Annotated in this window: 17 protein-coding genes and 1 tRNA gene; 6 read left to right on the forward strand and 12 right to left on the reverse strand. The window is 38.5% G+C overall.

What is annotated here, in order from left to right; genetic code table 11:
* Window positions 1–100 precede the first annotated feature (100 nt).
* The 5 genes from NOX80_RS14260 to NOX80_RS14280 form a co-directional block, all read right to left on the reverse strand.
* Window positions 101–400 (reverse strand): hypothetical protein, encoded by a 300-nt coding sequence (locus tag NOX80_RS14260; RefSeq protein ID WP_256550471.1) that lies wholly within the window; start codon window positions 398–400, stop codon window positions 101–103.
* Window positions 397–1,134 carry a DUF4184 family protein gene (locus NOX80_RS14265; RefSeq protein WP_256550472.1) on the reverse strand — a complete coding sequence of 246 codons (738 nt, stop codon included), beginning with the start codon at window positions 1,132–1,134 and terminating at the stop codon, window positions 397–399. Before NOX80_RS14265 ends, NOX80_RS14260 begins: the two co-directional genes overlap by 4 nt.
* A gap of 39 nt (window positions 1,135–1,173) precedes the next feature.
* Entirely contained in the window at window positions 1,174–1,836 is a 663-nt protein-coding gene (locus NOX80_RS14270) for a TylF/MycF/NovP-related O-methyltransferase (RefSeq protein ID WP_256550473.1), read from the reverse strand.
* A gap of 114 nt (window positions 1,837–1,950) precedes the next feature.
* The gene (locus tag NOX80_RS14275) at window positions 1,951–3,306 is read right to left on the reverse strand and encodes a glycine-rich domain-containing protein (protein WP_256550474.1); all 1,356 of its coding nucleotides are present in this window, start codon (window positions 3,304–3,306) and stop codon (window positions 1,951–1,953) included.
* A 217-nt stretch (window positions 3,307–3,523) separates the two neighbouring features.
* The gene (locus tag NOX80_RS14280) at window positions 3,524–3,898 is read right to left on the reverse strand and encodes a winged helix-turn-helix transcriptional regulator (RefSeq protein WP_256550475.1); all 375 of its coding nucleotides are present in this window, start codon (window positions 3,896–3,898) and stop codon (window positions 3,524–3,526) included.
* A gap of 86 nt (window positions 3,899–3,984) precedes the next feature.
* Here NOX80_RS14280 and NOX80_RS14285 point away from each other — a divergent pair, with 86 nt between their 5' ends.
* Entirely contained in the window at window positions 3,985–4,458 is a 474-nt protein-coding gene (locus NOX80_RS14285; RefSeq protein WP_256550476.1) for a cupin domain-containing protein, read from the forward strand.
* 33 nt (window positions 4,459–4,491) lie between these two features.
* Here NOX80_RS14285 and NOX80_RS14290 read toward each other — a convergent pair whose 3' ends face one another.
* From NOX80_RS14290 to NOX80_RS14305, 4 genes are read right to left on the reverse strand one after another with little or no spacing between them, the layout of a single operon-like run.
* Window positions 4,492–5,265, reverse strand: a complete 774-nt coding sequence (locus NOX80_RS14290) for a methyltransferase domain-containing protein (RefSeq protein WP_256550477.1) — start codon at window positions 5,263–5,265, stop codon at window positions 4,492–4,494.
* A gap of 16 nt (window positions 5,266–5,281) precedes the next feature.
* On the reverse strand, window positions 5,282–6,106 hold the full coding sequence (locus tag NOX80_RS14295) for a helix-turn-helix domain-containing protein (protein ID WP_256553017.1): 825 nt from the start codon (window positions 6,104–6,106) through the stop codon (window positions 5,282–5,284).
* A 58-nt stretch (window positions 6,107–6,164) separates the two neighbouring features.
* The gene (locus NOX80_RS14300; RefSeq protein ID WP_256550478.1) at window positions 6,165–6,959 is read right to left on the reverse strand and encodes an SDR family oxidoreductase; all 795 of its coding nucleotides are present in this window, start codon (window positions 6,957–6,959) and stop codon (window positions 6,165–6,167) included.
* Window positions 6,920–7,906 carry an SDR family NAD(P)-dependent oxidoreductase gene (locus tag NOX80_RS14305; protein ID WP_256550479.1) on the reverse strand — a complete coding sequence of 329 codons (987 nt, stop codon included), beginning with the start codon at window positions 7,904–7,906 and terminating at the stop codon, window positions 6,920–6,922. The genes NOX80_RS14300 and NOX80_RS14305 overlap by 40 nt, the downstream gene beginning before the upstream one ends.
* Before the next feature lie 196 nt (window positions 7,907–8,102).
* On the opposite strand from NOX80_RS14305, the gene NOX80_RS14310 reads away from it, so the two are divergent.
* The 3 genes from NOX80_RS14310 to NOX80_RS14320 are packed head-to-tail and all read left to right on the forward strand — an operon-like array spanning window position 8,103 to window position 9,550.
* Complete coding sequence (locus NOX80_RS14310; RefSeq protein WP_256550480.1) at window positions 8,103–8,675, forward strand: hypothetical protein; 573 nt, start codon at window positions 8,103–8,105, stop codon at window positions 8,673–8,675.
* The gene (locus NOX80_RS14315) at window positions 8,668–9,102 is read left to right on the forward strand and encodes a hypothetical protein (protein WP_256550481.1); all 435 of its coding nucleotides are present in this window, start codon (window positions 8,668–8,670) and stop codon (window positions 9,100–9,102) included. The genes NOX80_RS14310 and NOX80_RS14315 overlap by 8 nt, the downstream gene beginning before the upstream one ends.
* Window positions 9,103–9,106: 4 nt before the next feature.
* On the forward strand, window positions 9,107–9,550 hold the full coding sequence (locus NOX80_RS14320) for a hypothetical protein (RefSeq protein WP_256550482.1): 444 nt from the start codon (window positions 9,107–9,109) through the stop codon (window positions 9,548–9,550).
* 12 nt (window positions 9,551–9,562) lie between these two features.
* Here the strand turns inward: NOX80_RS14320 and NOX80_RS14325 are convergent, their stop codons facing one another.
* The 3 genes from NOX80_RS14325 to NOX80_RS14335 form a co-directional block, all read right to left on the reverse strand.
* The gene (locus NOX80_RS14325) at window positions 9,563–10,294 is read right to left on the reverse strand and encodes a YggS family pyridoxal phosphate-dependent enzyme (RefSeq protein WP_256550483.1); all 732 of its coding nucleotides are present in this window, start codon (window positions 10,292–10,294) and stop codon (window positions 9,563–9,565) included.
* A gap of 20 nt (window positions 10,295–10,314) precedes the next feature.
* Window positions 10,315–10,384, reverse strand: a tRNA-OTHER gene (locus NOX80_RS14330).
* 42 nt (window positions 10,385–10,426) lie between these two features.
* Window positions 10,427–10,873, reverse strand: a complete 447-nt coding sequence (locus tag NOX80_RS14335) for a GNAT family N-acetyltransferase (RefSeq protein ID WP_256550484.1) — start codon at window positions 10,871–10,873, stop codon at window positions 10,427–10,429.
* 87 nt (window positions 10,874–10,960) lie between these two features.
* On the opposite strand from NOX80_RS14335, the gene pdxR reads away from it, so the two are divergent.
* On the forward strand, window positions 10,961–12,415 hold the full coding sequence (gene pdxR, locus NOX80_RS14340; RefSeq protein WP_256550485.1) for a MocR-like pyridoxine biosynthesis transcription factor PdxR: 1,455 nt from the start codon (window positions 10,961–10,963) through the stop codon (window positions 12,413–12,415).
* Between the two features lie 140 nt (window positions 12,416–12,555).
* The gene (locus NOX80_RS14345; protein WP_256550486.1) at window positions 12,556–14,154 is read left to right on the forward strand and encodes a T9SS type A sorting domain-containing protein; all 1,599 of its coding nucleotides are present in this window, start codon (window positions 12,556–12,558) and stop codon (window positions 14,152–14,154) included.
* Window position 14,155: the final 1 nt, after the last annotated feature.

Below are 14,155 nucleotides of genomic sequence, written 5' to 3' on the forward strand. Positions count from 1 at the left end.
GTCAAATACATAAATACAAAATATTTAACATTTCAGATGACCAAGAATACAATTATTCAATTGTATAACAACACCTTACAATAATAAAAAGGGATAAATATTATATATTACATTCTTTTTTCAGTTCTGAGAGGAGTGCAAAAATTGTCTCCCCCAATACCAATCCGTCTTCCCGAATTAAAGTGTCCCAGTCACAAGTTGGTGCAAACCATAGCCAGAGTTTATTTAGCTCGGCCGTTTCGCCTTCCTTTAGTTGTATGAGCTTTTCTGATAGTGCAGTATGAAATTCTTCTGTCGAAATAAAATTATTAGAATATCCACCGGAAAATTGAGCAGCCAGTTGTTCCGCTTCTTCTAGCCGTAAAATGAGTTGTTTGTATTCTAAACGTTCTTTTATCATTTTAAAATACTGCTTTTTAATCGCTCCAAAATCCCTGTTACGGTTAACGCAATCAAACACGCTGCAATTATTGTAACGATAAGATGTCCGTATAATTTATAATTCAGTCCGCTAAGAAGTCGTAAAATAACAATTAATAGCGCTAACCCGGAGAGAATACTCCAGTATTGCCAATTAAACCGTACTGAAATATCTTTTTCTTTTGGCAATCTGAGTAAAGCGAAAAGTATCACAATACCACCTCCGACTGTACTTAAGTGTTGTAAAATTTTTAGCACTGGTATAGAGTAGTCAAAAACATTTGTTGTAGTACTCAATACCGGAATGTGCTGGACAAAATAACCATTTTCATGTGTAAAACTATCCCAAAAAATATGAGACATAGCTCCGATTAAAATCGAAACAATTACTATAAATACCTTTTTTTTACAATATTGATTCCAGTTAAACTTATTAAAACTGATCAGCCTTGATTTTAAAAATAAAGGTAAATTTTCAAACAAACTGTTTCTGACGATATTATGAAAAATATAAGCCAGTACAAATCCCAACGGTAGATCAAACCAAAAAAGACCACTTATAGTATGACTATAATCACTTTGAATTCGCATTCGTAAAAAATATTCAAAATCGGGCGTCAAACTTCCAATTATAAGTCCGGTTAACGAGAACCATTGCTTTTTAATATGCGGTAACGGTAAAACTATAGCCGGATGCGAAAATGTAAATGGCATTTATATCATTTAATTTATCCACAATTTATTTTATGATCATTACTTTTTTATGATGTAAGAAGGGATATGATTGTATTTCGGTTTATGGATTGTAATATCCTTATCTTTAAAAAATTCATCTACTGCTTTGGTCTCCCCTTCTACCGTTCCGTAGTCGTCTAACATTACGATGCCGCCAACAACTACTTTATCCCAAAGGTTTTCCAATATCATTTTTGTAGGTTCATAAACATCGACATCAATATGCAATAATGCGATCTTTTTATGTTTGTTTTTTTCGATAAATTCCGGTACGGTTTTTAAGATGTCACCTTCTATCAATTCATAATTGCCGAATCCTTTAGCATCCAAATGGAATTCCAATTCGTTTTTACTGATACCATAACCGCCGGCATCTTCAAATTTATGTACAAATTGTTTATCGGATTCCAACTCTAAATTTTCCGGAAACTTACCGAATATATCAAATCCGAATACTTTTCGGGAGCTTTCATTCTCCAACAAATCCCGAAACGAAAGCAGTCTTACGATAGAAGTTCCTTTGTAAACACCAAATTCCAGGATATCTCCCGGTAATTCGACAATTTTTTTGTAGATCTCCAAATGATTTAAAAATTTTCCGATTCTACTGGTTTCACAAGTCAGATAGAATCCGTTTTCATAATCCCATTTTTTTGTTACATCTACTGTATAATTTTTCATATTGTCTCTTTAGTTATCTTGGTTTTTATTGGAAAAAAGTAAAGCTGTTCCGGCCACTAAAATACAAAAACGGAAATAAGAATGAGTATTATATCTTATAATGTTCATCATTTTTTAATCGCCGCCACATCCGCCGCAACTACTACAGGAACTACCGCAACTACTACATCCACTTCCTGAGGAAGACCAACCATTACTTTTTTCGTCTGATAAATGAATTAACGGTATGAACGACGCCATTAAAACAGCGTTACCGGATAAAAAATAACGCCATAGCCAATTGTTTTCGATTTGTTCGGTAGTTAAAATCGTATCTTTATACAAATCCGGTATTGTTACTGTTGTCATCTTCTTGGTCAGTCGAAACAACTTGACACCTATAAATACGCTCAATACTATCGTTGTAAATATAATACCGCCAACCGGTTTATCTCTTTCCATACCGATAGTAATTCTTGTATAACAGAGTAATAAGAACACTAACCAAACGGTAAAATTGGTCACAAACAACGATCCGAATTCTTTTGATTTTGTCCCGTATTTTTTAAAAGCCTCCATGATGTTAGCTGTATTACTAAAAACGGGTTTTGTTTGTAATCGTTCTACTAAATTGGGATAAAATAAGCTTTTTGTTTCTTCTAAAATCGACAGGATTGCTCTTTCCTCTTTATTCGCTTTTGTATTATCATTTACAAGTTCAATGGCTTTATTACTATTTATGATCAATGTTCCGTTATCCATAAGTCCGTTTAGCACACCAATAATAACATTTTTCAATTGATTTGTTTTTAAGTAAACCAGTTCCAACGGTTGAAGATGGTATACAAAAGATGATTTATCGGTTTTAGTTACAATCGCTTTAAGTTGTCGGTTATTATAGTGTTCCAGTAATTTTGATATAAGGATTGCCGATCCGATAAGACCAAACATAAAATAGGGATTGTCAAGCTTTATATATAAAGGCCGTAAGAGATAATAAGCCGGAAACGTTGCGAAAAAAAACGCTATTATCCCGATGATGATAATGCTACTGATTTTTAATTTGGTTTCTTCGAGATGTAGACTTTCAAACATCGTATGGTATTCCCAAATACTTTTCGGTTGTTCGCCGAAGTTGCTTTCATACAACTGACCCGTTCTTTCCTTCGCTTGTCGGAACTTGTCCGCATCCTGTTTGTTATGAGTTGACGGAATATGTTGAATTTGTTTTCCGAGCAACTTACAAAATTCGTGGTAGGATTGTGTAAAGAGTAAATGTTGATGCCAGACAATGTCTACAATTTCTGACGGTGCGACCATAAAATCGGAAGTGGCTGCCAGATACATAAACTTTTTGTATTCCAAAATGGCCTGTTCTGTAAATGACTTTGTCCAGCTGTTTTCGTGTGCCAATCGTGTAGAAAATCCGTATTCATCGGATGGGCTTTCAAAGTCAAAAGCTACTATTTTTTTCCAAAGTTTTTCATTCATTCTGTTTCAATATATAGTACAGTAATATTACCGTTATTCTATCATTTTCTGAAATATTTCGTTACAGAAAACAGCCGGATTGAAACAATCATTAGTATATTTTATTTTTGCCTGTTTTTATACTGTTTTTCTTTTTTTTCGGTGAGCAAATGAATCCCCAATCCTATCGCAACAATAACGTCTACTATATTCCACAATTATTTGTCGGGTTGCTATCTTATCTTGCTTGCTTTATCATCGTCCTATGATCAAATCCCCATTGGACAAGGGCATCAATAACCGGGATAACCGATTTTCCATAGTCGGTTAAAGCATAGGTTACTGTTATCGGGCGTGTATTCTGAATTGTACGTGTAACCAATAAGTTGACTTCCAATTCTTTTAATTCTTTACTCAGCATTTTGGCGGAAATCCCCTCTATTCCCCGTTCGATCATTTTAAAATGGACCAAACGATCCTGTCGGTTTTTCAGGTAAATCAAAATCAATAATTTCCATTTACCGCCTAAAATTTCCAGACTGTCCCGGATTGCAAAAAGTTCTTCGGTGCAATTGGTTTCGCGTAATACGCCCTGATCTTTAATTTGTGTCATAGTTTCTTTCAGGTAACTAGTTACTTAAAGTTAACCCATAACAAATATAAAGTATTTGCCGGTTACTTTTGCCCAAAACAAATGCTATGAAATCCATACCAAGAAGAGTGGTTACCGGAATTAAAAACGGTAAATCTGCTATTATTCAGGACGAAACGGTTCAGAATGCCGTAGATCATTTAAAAGGACTCCTTATTTCAGATATCTGGAATACACAGGAAACACCGGCTAGTCTGGATAACGAAAAACGTATTCCGAATACAGCCTTTCCGCAAACGCCTAAAAACGGGACTTATTTTCGATATGTCAGTATTCCGCCGGATGCCGATTTAGGGATTACGGCACAACCGGGTCAACCGCATCCTTTAATGCATCAAACCGATACGCTGGATTATATTATTATCCTGTCGGGTGAATTGTATCTGATTATGGAAGAAGGTGAAACACTATTACAACCCGGTGATATTGTAATTCAAAGAGGTACGAATCATGCCTGGAGTAACCGTTCCGATCAGCCTTGTATTCAATTGGCCGTTTTAATCGATGCGCAAAACAATTAAAAAACAGTCAGGTCGATGGCCTGACTATTTTAGCTATTTCTTCCGACCGTATAACAGCAATCGCTTAAACGCATAAATCGCCGGAAATCGCTTAAATTCTTGTCGGATTCGGGATTTAAATTCGTCGGTAAACTGTTTTTGTTCGCTTTCTGATAAGCGCTCCATATACGGAATTAACGAAGAACCGGAGATAAAGTCGAATAATTTTTCCGGATTGCCGGCAATAATCGGATATACATTCTGAGTAATCCGAATGTCTTCCAATCCGTTTTCAAACAGGATTTGTGCATACTGATCAATGCTTAACAACGGGGAATCTCTTTTCCATCCTTTTAAATATTCTGCGAATGGTTGTTCCTGTACGAGATCAAATAGAATTTTGTTTAGCAGGTTTTCCTTTTGTACCGGCATTTGTACCGCAAACTGGCCATTTTCTGTTAACCTCGAGAGTAATTGTGGAAATAACGTTTCGTGGTTATCCGACCATTGTAAAGCGGCATTACTAAAAATAAGATCCCACTTTTTTACATTATCCGAAGCCAGAAATCCTTCAACAGTAGCTTGTTTAAAATCCAGATTTTTACTTTTAAATTCCTCGCTTTTCAGCAGCATATCGGGAGACGAATCAATTCCTAAAAAACGGGCTTTATCAAATCGACCTGATAAAATACCGGTTTGTTCTCCGGTTCCGCAACCGATATCGATACCTTCCTGAAGTCCTTCTTCAGAAATCATCGCCATCAAATCGAAAAAAGGCTGATAGCGAATATTTTTAAACTGATTGTATAATTCGGGGTTCCAAGGCATAATTTGTAAGTTTTATTTATAGAATAGCATCATCTGATAGTCCTAATAATGTCGTAGGCGCATAACCGTATTGTTTTTTAAAAGCATATGAAAAATGCGACAGGTTCTCAAATCCGACTTCATAGCAAACATCTATCGGTTTTTTCTTCTTTTCCACAAACTGATAATGTGCCAGTTCGAGTCGTTTTTGTGTTAACCATCGTTGTGGCGTAGTATTAAACAGTTTACCGAAATCACGCTTAAACGTTGTCAGACTACGTCCCGTCAGATAGCCGAACTTTTCCAACGGTAAATTGAACATAAAGTTTTTTTCCATATAACCGGCCAGATCTATCTTTCCGGGTGCTTCAAAATTCGCCAACACCTGATCGATATCGCTGTCAATCGTCCGTAAAATACTGATGGCTTCCGTGATTTTGAGTATTGCAATATCTTCCGGAAGTTCACTCATTTCAAAATACGGAATCAAGGAGGCCAGACAACTTTCCAGTAACGGATGATTGTTAAAAGCGTAAATTTTTGACGAAACTGTCGCCTGCGGTTTTATATTCCGATTGGCATAATAGTCCCGGAGTATTGCTACCGATAAATGCATCACTACCGTTTTATGCGGTTGCCCGTCTTTCGGGTAATTGATGATCGTCGCCAACTGATTTCTCGGAATTAGAAAGATGTCGCCCTTTTTAAAAATATAGGTCGCATCGGCCTGAATAATTTTTGTCTCTCCCGACAGAAACCACACCAGCATATGTTCCTCAAACATGATATCCGATTTAAAGAATTTATCTTCATAACAGGAAAGTTTGATGGCATCAGTTATATATTTTGCTTTATACTCCATTTCTTTTTTATTCCGTTTTAAAAAGGAAGCCGTTACTACAAAAATAAGAAATAACATCTTATACCGACTGTCCGCCGTCTATCAGAAAATTAGCTCCGGTAATAAACGCGGCACTATCGCCCGACAGATACGCTATCAAATCGGCTACCTCATCCGGTTTTCCGAATCGCGCCAACGGAATACTGTTTAGCATTTGTTCCGCAATTCCGGAGTTTACTCCCAGTTTATCCATAATCTCCGTTGCTACAGGACCGGGACTTACAGCATTAACGCGAATTTGTCGGGAAGCCAGTTCCAATGCGGCTATTTTTACCACGGCATTTAAAGCGGCTTTACTGGCCGCATATACCGCAGCTCCTTGTGGTGAAATGGTCGCAGATGTAGACGATAATACGACAACCGATGCTTTATCATTTAAAACAGGAATGAATTTACTCAATGTAAAATAGGCCCCTTTAAGATTTATATTCATGATTTCATCAAACAGATCTTCGGTCGTTGCTGCTATCGGCGTCAGTTTTGTAATTCCGGCATTAATCAATAAAATATCTATTTTTCCGAACCGGGCTGTGATTTCGGTAACCAAATGATCAATATCCGATAAACGAGACTGATCCGCCAATAATCCGGTTACTCCTAATGTCCGGGCGGCCGTTTCAACCGCTTCTTTTCGTCTTCCGGTGATAATAACCGTTGCTCCTCTTCTATTCAGTTCGTATGCCGTTGCATATCCGATACCGCTGTTACCCCTGTAATAACTGCCACTTTTCCTTTTAAATCGTTCATTTTCGCTTGTTTTATCCGTTACTGATTCTAAAATGTAATACCGGTTATCGCTTCTGTCCACTTCCATAAACGTTGTGCATCGGCTTTATCCAGCGAATAGGCTTTTACTCCGTTCGATACATTTGTACCTGTTGCCAACACCGCAATATCAGCATCTTCACAATAAACACCTCCGATATCTTGCAATAACGGACTAGTCGCACACCATACCGTTGTTGCTGCACCTTGCGGAATTGTTTTTAGCGACGCAAGCACTTCCGGTAAAATAACGCCATCGGCATCACAAAACCCCATTTTTTGAAATAGTTCCGGTGAAGCTTCTCTTCCCAATTCTGTTCCGTGAATCGATCCGGGATGTAATGAATAAGATCGTATATTCCATTCTTGTCCGAGTTGATCTAATGCAACTGTAAATAAATTACAAGCTGTTTTCGATTGTCCGTAAGCTGCTAAAGTTTCATAGTCCCTGTTTAAAAATTGAGGGTCTTCAAAATGGAAAGGTGCAAATTGATGTCCCTGCGAAGATACATTGATCACTCTGGCTCCGTTTGCTTTTTTTAAAGCCGGCCATAATCGCGCTGTAAGCTGATAGGATGCCAGATAATTGGTGGCCAGTTGGGATTCGATACCGCGATCATCTCTGCGTAACGGTACCCACATAATTCCGGCATTGTTAATTAATAAATGTAGCGGTCGGCCTGATGTAATAAATTTTTCCGCAAATTGATCAATTGATTCCGGACGCATCAGATCCATAGCTTCCAGTTCAATATTCTGAATTCCCTGAAGATTTTTCCGTGCTTTTTCAATGTCTCTCGCCGGTACGATTACCGTAGCTCCGGCAGCTGCAAGTGTTTTGGTTGTTTCCAATCCGATTCCCGTATTACCGCCGGTTACGATGGCAATTTTACCGCTTAAATCGATTCCTTTGATCACATCATTAGTGGTTGATGTTGCGTTAAATCCGGAACCGATTGGTTGTTGTAACGCTCCCTGATAATTGTTTAGTCTCATCTTTATAAATTTTTATTGTTTTGATAAGACAAATGTAGTGCGGCGCTTTTCGCCTGACTTTGTTGAAACGTCCGTAATTACTTTGTTTAAAAGTCCATATGTTTTTATACGAAACAACAAACGAATAAAAAACAGAATTGTAATCACTTTATTGGTATCTTAGTAAGAGTAAAAGAATAGTATAACAATGATCCGTTTGGCTGCTAAAACAAATCATACAATAAAGCAATTTCTTATTTTCTCTTTGTTAGGGCTTCTTCCCGCTATCGGAGCAGCGCAGGAAAAGAAAATCGTTTCATTATTAAATCAGGAACTTCAGAAGGAGATCCGCCGGCAAAAAAAAGATCCTGAAAATTATATTGGTCCTTTTTTTGAAGTACTGCGGAATTATCATATCGGAATGTCCTCAATAAACGTAAATGACATACCAACCGATTCAATCATACAACATTCTATTACTAATAATATAAGAACAATCAGCCTTATTGTTCGAAAAAAGATCAGCGATTCTGATTATGCTATTGAAAAACAAGAAGTCCCTTTAAGCAAGATTAAAGCAATTTCTAAAGATATTAACATTCTATTGGAGACAGAACCCGATGCCGTAACAGTTAAGACTACCGTAAACGGTACGGTTACAACTCACAATACCGATTTATTTTTCCTGTATTTATCATATAACAAACAAAATCAGGAGCTGGCCGAAAAGCTTATCAGTGCTTTTAAAAAAGCGGGCTATATCCTCAAAAACGAATATTGGTATGACTAGACTTGTAATAGTACTCCTCTTTATGTACTCTTTCCCTGGTGTAACGGCGCAAACCGGAAAAAGCATCGATAGTCTTTATGCTGTAAAAGATTATTTACTACAGGTAAAAGCTGCGGTTAATACTACCAATGTCAAGGAAAAACAGATTGCCCTGGATAGTTTAATACGTATCGGTATCCAACAGGAAAAACGTTTAACCCGACACTTAAAGGTAATTTTACCGCACCGGAATGACGAACGGGAAAAAACGGAATTATCTTTTCATCTTATACTGCAATCAGTTGCTTTATACCGTGCTGATCTTAAACAAAACAGCAATAGCAAATCGGAAGCTGCTTATATGAATAAAAATATTCCGCCTTTGGTAAACAAAATATACTATTATTGCCGTTTGGCAGTTAATCTAAAAGATACTAATACCCGTTAATCTGATGAATTCCCGTTTTCAGGACCAAAATAAAACCCTTTCCGATTTTCAAACCGAAACATTGGTTTATTGTCCGTCTTGTGAAAAGAAAGCAGTAGCCAAAGTGGATTATCCGACAAAAAACGCCCGATTGTTTTGTACTAACTGCGGTTATAATAAAGAATTGTCAACCCGAATTAGTATTTCAGGAAATACTGCGAGTCTTCAAATCGCTGCTCATCGCTATTTTAATGCCCGTTTATGGTTACAACATTCGTTTAAAGAAGACCTGTTTTGGGCCTATAATTATGCTCATCTGGACTATCTGGAACAGTATATTTCGGCTAAATTACGGGAGCATCATGACAGAACGCATTTTACACTTTTAGAAAAGTTGCCGAAGTTTTATCATGAAGCAAAAAACAGAGAACCGTTGTTAAAGATTATTCAAAAACTAAAAATCAAATAACCGATTGAAACTTTAACTTCTTTCGTTCCAATAATAGCTATCCGGATAAATCCGTTGTCCGAAAATTGCGGTTCCCACCCGAACTATCGTAGCGCCTTCTTCGATTGCAGTTTCCAGATCACCGCTCATTCCCATCGAAAGTTCGTTCATTTCAACACCCGGAAGTTCCAAGGCTCTTGCTTCCTCCTGTATTTGTTTTAATAATCGAAAGCACGGACAGACTTTTTCCGTTTCGGCACTAAACAACCCGATTGTCATTAATCCCTTTATTCGTAAGGCTGATAATTGCGCTACTTCTTTTATAAATGGTATGGCGTCATCCGGAGCAATTCCGAATTTACTGGCTTCTCCTGATGTATTCACCTGAATCAATACCTCCATCGTTTTATTTTCGCGTAACAATCGCTCGTTTAATTTTAAGGCCAAATCCAAACGATCCAAAGACTGAATACAGGAAATCGAATATTTTAGAATGTCCTTTATTTTATTCGTTTGCAGATGTCCGATAAAATGATTCTCGTGCGGAATATCCTTTAAACCGGCATATTTATCTTTAATCTCCTGAACCTTATTCTCTCCAATCAGCGTTTGTCCAGCTTTTAATGCCATTCTGATCCGGTCAGCCGGAACCGTTTTAGTCGCCAATAGTAACCGAATCTCATCCGGATTCCGATTACATTTGATTGCTGCTTTTGTGATCCGGTTTAGAATTGTTTCCAGATTATGTAAAAGAATTGCTTCCATACTTCGTTTTATCATTTTTGAGGCCGGGAATGGATTCGAACCACTGTACAGGATTTGCACATCCTTGCCTGACCACTCAGCTACCCGGCCTTTTAAAACGGCAAGTCAATTTGTACCTGCCGTCATTTTACTTTATCGCCACCAATGATAATAATTATGAGCTGCATCATACTCAAATCCACATCGCGGATAAAGTTGGTTTCCGATATCATTCGTTTTTTCCGTTTCCAACATCAGTCCGCAGGCTCCGGTTTCTTCACACCATTGTTTACTGCGATCAATCAAAGCGACCGATAAACCTTTGCCTCTATAATCCGGATGAACAAACAAATCGCTTAGCAACCATTGTTTTTGCAGTTTTGTATAATGGAATAATTTATAAAGTTGTACAAACCCAACCGCTTTGTCGTTTACAACTGCCAAAAAAATATCGGATTCGCTATTCAGAAAACGTTCTTTTAAAAAGGCTTTTCCTTTTTCTATATCCGATTGTTGTCGATAAAAAACACGATAATGATCGAATAATACGGCTGTTGCCTCCAGATCTTCCAGGCTTGCTTTTTTGATTTTGTAGTCCATGTTGTATTTATTTTGATTTTACAGGACAAAAATATACCTAAACAGGACTATATTTGTGATCCAGTTTAAACATATAAGGTAGTCCAGATGTTTCCGTTCGAACACATTATTAATATTGATAAAACCAGTAAAATTCCGATATACAGGCAAATTGCCATTGCTATCATTACAGCCATCCGAAACGGTTCGTTAAAAGCGAGTACACCATTACCGGGTAGCCGTGAACTGGCGCGGATATTACAAGTGCATCGAAAAACAATTGTGGCAGCTTATGATGAATTAAGCGCCCAGGATTGGATTCTTGTGATTCCAAGAAAGCAGGTTCTCGTTTCCGATCGCATTCCGTTACTACCACCGAAAAAATGGAGTGCGGCTATTTCAGAATCGGCTTATACTAATGATTTTAGTCTTCCGTTCCGACAATTAACCGAGGATCAAAAAGAAACATTTTTAAATCCAATACCCGACATCATTATCGATGACGGGCATCCTGATGTACGTTTATCTCCTATTTCGGATTTATTAAAAACCTATCGTTCTTATACCGGACGCAAACATGCCATCAAAACAGCTCATATCGGGACAACTCAGGGAACTTTAAAACTCCGGGAAGCTTTGGTTACTTATTTATCTGAATCGCGAGGACTTACTATCACCGCCGAAAATATCATGATAACGCACGGTGCGCAAATGAGTATTTATCTGGCTTCTCAATTATTACTAAATGCGACCACTTCTATTATTGTAGGTCAACCGAATTATCAGGTTGCGGATGCGACTTTCCGGCAAACCGGTTCTAAAATTATAACGGTTCCTGTTGATGAATACGGTATCGATACAAAAGCCATTGAGTTGATCTGTAAAAAGAGTCCCATTCATGCGGTTTATGTTATTCCGCATCATCATTACCCGACAACGGTAACACTTAGCGTAGCAAGAAGGATGCAACTATTGGAATTATCCAGGCGCTATTCGTTTGCGATTATCGAAGATGATTATGACTACGATTATCACTATACGTCATCCCCTTACCTACCTTTAGCAAGCAGCGCACATAATGGCCATGTGATTTATATCGGTTCTTTTTCTAAAATACTGGATCCGTCTTTGCGTATGGGCTTTATGATCGCACCCCGTAACTTTATAGCACAATCCACCGCATTACGAAAACTTATTGACGTTGGCGGCGACGGTTATATGCAAAATGCGCTTGCAACATTAATCAAAGAAGGCGAATTAAAACGGCATCTTAAAAAGGCTAAAAAATGGTATCATCAACGACGGGATTTTCTGGATACATTACTAAAAACGCATTTATCCTCTTATGTCACTTATACCTTACCTTCAGGCGGAATGGCCATCTGGATTCAACTTAAAAAAGGGTATACCGTAGCTTCTTTAAAAGCTGTTAACCACTTAATTATTAAGGAAATTGACGAAACCAACAATGCTTTCCGATTTGGTTTCGCTTCTCTAAACGAACAGGAATTAGAAGAAGCTGTCATGACGCTAAAAACGATATTTGCGTCCTTGCACACCTGACAGATTTTTAAAACCTGTAAGGTGCGCAATTTATAAAGATTCTAATTTTCTATATATCGCAATTTTTCATTTGTAAGTGACGTTATTTAAGTATAATTTCGCACTTCACTAACTTAATTGACAACTATTTAATGACAAAAATGACGAATCGTACCTTCGCTAAAGGTAGGATTTCGGCACTACTATTGCCATGCCTTTTTCCGATGGTATCCCAGGCGCAGGATATTCTATGGGAAAAATCGTATGGAGGTAAGCATGCCGAGTTCCTCGCAGATGTACTGCCCACACCCGACTATGGGTTTCTCTTAGCCGGCAGTTCCTTATCCGACAAAAACGGAAACAAAGAAATGGCTTCCAGCGGTAATTTCGATTACTGGCTTTGGAAGATGGATGAACACGGATCGCCCGAATGGCAAAAAAGCTTCGGCGGTTCCGGTATGGATTTCTTGCAAAGCGTCCAATTAACTTCCGATGGCGGTTTTATTCTGGCCGGAATCTCCCAATCGACAGAAGGAGCCGGTAAAAAAAATAAATCCCGTGGACAAGACGATTTCTGGATCATCAAGCTCGATGCAAAAGGAAGCGAACAATGGCAACGCACTATTGGCGGTAGCGGACAGGAACAACTCGCTTGTATCCGTCGTACCAAAGACGGTGGTTATATTATTGGCGGCTCCTCCGCTTCGGGTAAATCCGGAGATAAAACCGAAGACCATTATGGCAATCTGGACTATTGGATTGTTAAATTAAATGCCGAAGGTACCATCGAATGGCAAAAAACCTATGGCGGTAAACACCTGGATCAATTGAAAACCATCGAACAAACCCCGGATGGCGGTTATATTATTGGTGGGTATTCCAATTCTCCGGCTTCGGGTAACAAACAAAGCGATAACATCGGTGCCGGTGATTACTGGATTCTGAAAACCGATAAAAACGGTCTTGTCGAATGGCAACGTACTTTAGGCGGTGACGGGGATGATAACCTGACGGCACTCATCCAATGTCAGACAGGCGGTTATTTATTGGGCGGAAGTTCCAATTCGAATCCCTCACGCGATAAAAGCAGGGCTAACGGTAAAGGAACGGATTTCTGGTTGGTGCGTTTGGATCAGGACGGGCAAACGATCTGGCAGGAAACCTACAACTACGGTAAAACAGATTTGCTGACTTCCATTATTGAGAATCCCGATCATACCTTTTTAATCGGCGGCCATGCTGCTACAGAAGTGGGCGACGGAAAAAAAGACAAAAAGGACATCAACGATTATATCGCATTAAAGATCAATGATAAAGGCGAAGAATTGTGGAGCAAAACCGTAGGTAGTGACGGAGAAGACATTTTGTCCCGATTAGTTGAAACCCGGGACGGCGGTTATCTGTTGGCCGGTACCTCTAAAGGTACAGCATCCCGTGATAAAAACGGTAGTCATGGCGGTAGTGATTTCTGGGTGGTAAAACTCAAAGATCGTTACAAAAAAGAACCGGACAAACCGGCGATCGAAGCCTTACCGAATCCGGCGCAGCAATTTACCAACATCATTGTGGGCTATGACTTTCAGACCGGAACCGCATCGGTATTCGATTTATCCGGAAGACAACTCCAACAATTCACAATCGACAGTCGTACCGTACCGGTTGATTTAAGTACGTATCCGGAAGGGATCTACATCGTAGAAATCCGAACCAACGTACAAAACAACTCGGTAAAAGTCATTAAAGGCATCCAACCTAAATAAG

Origin of the sequence: Flavobacterium cerinum (genome assembly GCF_024496085.1) — a bacterium.
Lineage (GTDB): Bacteria > Bacteroidota > Bacteroidia > Flavobacteriales > Flavobacteriaceae > Flavobacterium > Flavobacterium cerinum_A.

Excerpts from the sequence above, each read along its gene's own strand:
- NOX80_RS14320 (WP_256550482.1), top strand. The coding sequence starts at position 9,107 with ATGAATTCCCGTTTTCAGGACCAAAATAAAACCCTTTCCGATTTTCAA.
- NOX80_RS14305 (WP_256550479.1), bottom strand. The coding sequence starts at position 7,906 with ATGAGACTAAACAATTATCAGGGAGCGTTACAACAACCAATCGGTTCC.
- pdxR (WP_256550485.1), top strand. The coding sequence starts at position 10,961 with ATGTTTCCGTTCGAACACATTATTAATATTGATAAAACCAGTAAAATT.
- NOX80_RS14300 (WP_256550478.1), bottom strand. The coding sequence starts at position 6,959 with ATGGAAGTGGACAGAAGCGATAACCGGTATTACATTTTAGAATCAGTA.
- NOX80_RS14285 (WP_256550476.1), top strand. The coding sequence starts at position 3,985 with ATGAAATCCATACCAAGAAGAGTGGTTACCGGAATTAAAAACGGTAAA.
- NOX80_RS14290 (WP_256550477.1), bottom strand. The coding sequence starts at position 5,265 with ATGCCTTGGAACCCCGAATTATACAATCAGTTTAAAAATATTCGCTAT.
- NOX80_RS14335 (WP_256550484.1), bottom strand. The coding sequence starts at position 10,873 with ATGGACTACAAAATCAAAAAAGCAAGCCTGGAAGATCTGGAGGCAACA.
- NOX80_RS14345 (WP_256550486.1), top strand. The coding sequence starts at position 12,556 with ATGACGAATCGTACCTTCGCTAAAGGTAGGATTTCGGCACTACTATTG.
- NOX80_RS14280 (WP_256550475.1), bottom strand. The coding sequence starts at position 3,898 with ATGACACAAATTAAAGATCAGGGCGTATTACGCGAAACCAATTGCACC.
- NOX80_RS14260 (WP_256550471.1), bottom strand. The coding sequence starts at position 400 with ATGATAAAAGAACGTTTAGAATACAAACAACTCATTTTACGGCTAGAA.
- NOX80_RS14270 (WP_256550473.1), bottom strand. The coding sequence starts at position 1,836 with ATGAAAAATTATACAGTAGATGTAACAAAAAAATGGGATTATGAAAAC.
- NOX80_RS14325 (WP_256550483.1), bottom strand. The coding sequence starts at position 10,294 with ATGGAAGCAATTCTTTTACATAATCTGGAAACAATTCTAAACCGGATC.
- NOX80_RS14265 (WP_256550472.1), bottom strand. The coding sequence starts at position 1,134 with ATGCCATTTACATTTTCGCATCCGGCTATAGTTTTACCGTTACCGCAT.
- NOX80_RS14315 (WP_256550481.1), top strand. The coding sequence starts at position 8,668 with ATGACTAGACTTGTAATAGTACTCCTCTTTATGTACTCTTTCCCTGGT.
- NOX80_RS14275 (WP_256550474.1), bottom strand. The coding sequence starts at position 3,306 with ATGAATGAAAAACTTTGGAAAAAAATAGTAGCTTTTGACTTTGAAAGC.
- NOX80_RS14295 (WP_256553017.1), bottom strand. The coding sequence starts at position 6,106 with ATGGAGTATAAAGCAAAATATATAACTGATGCCATCAAACTTTCCTGT.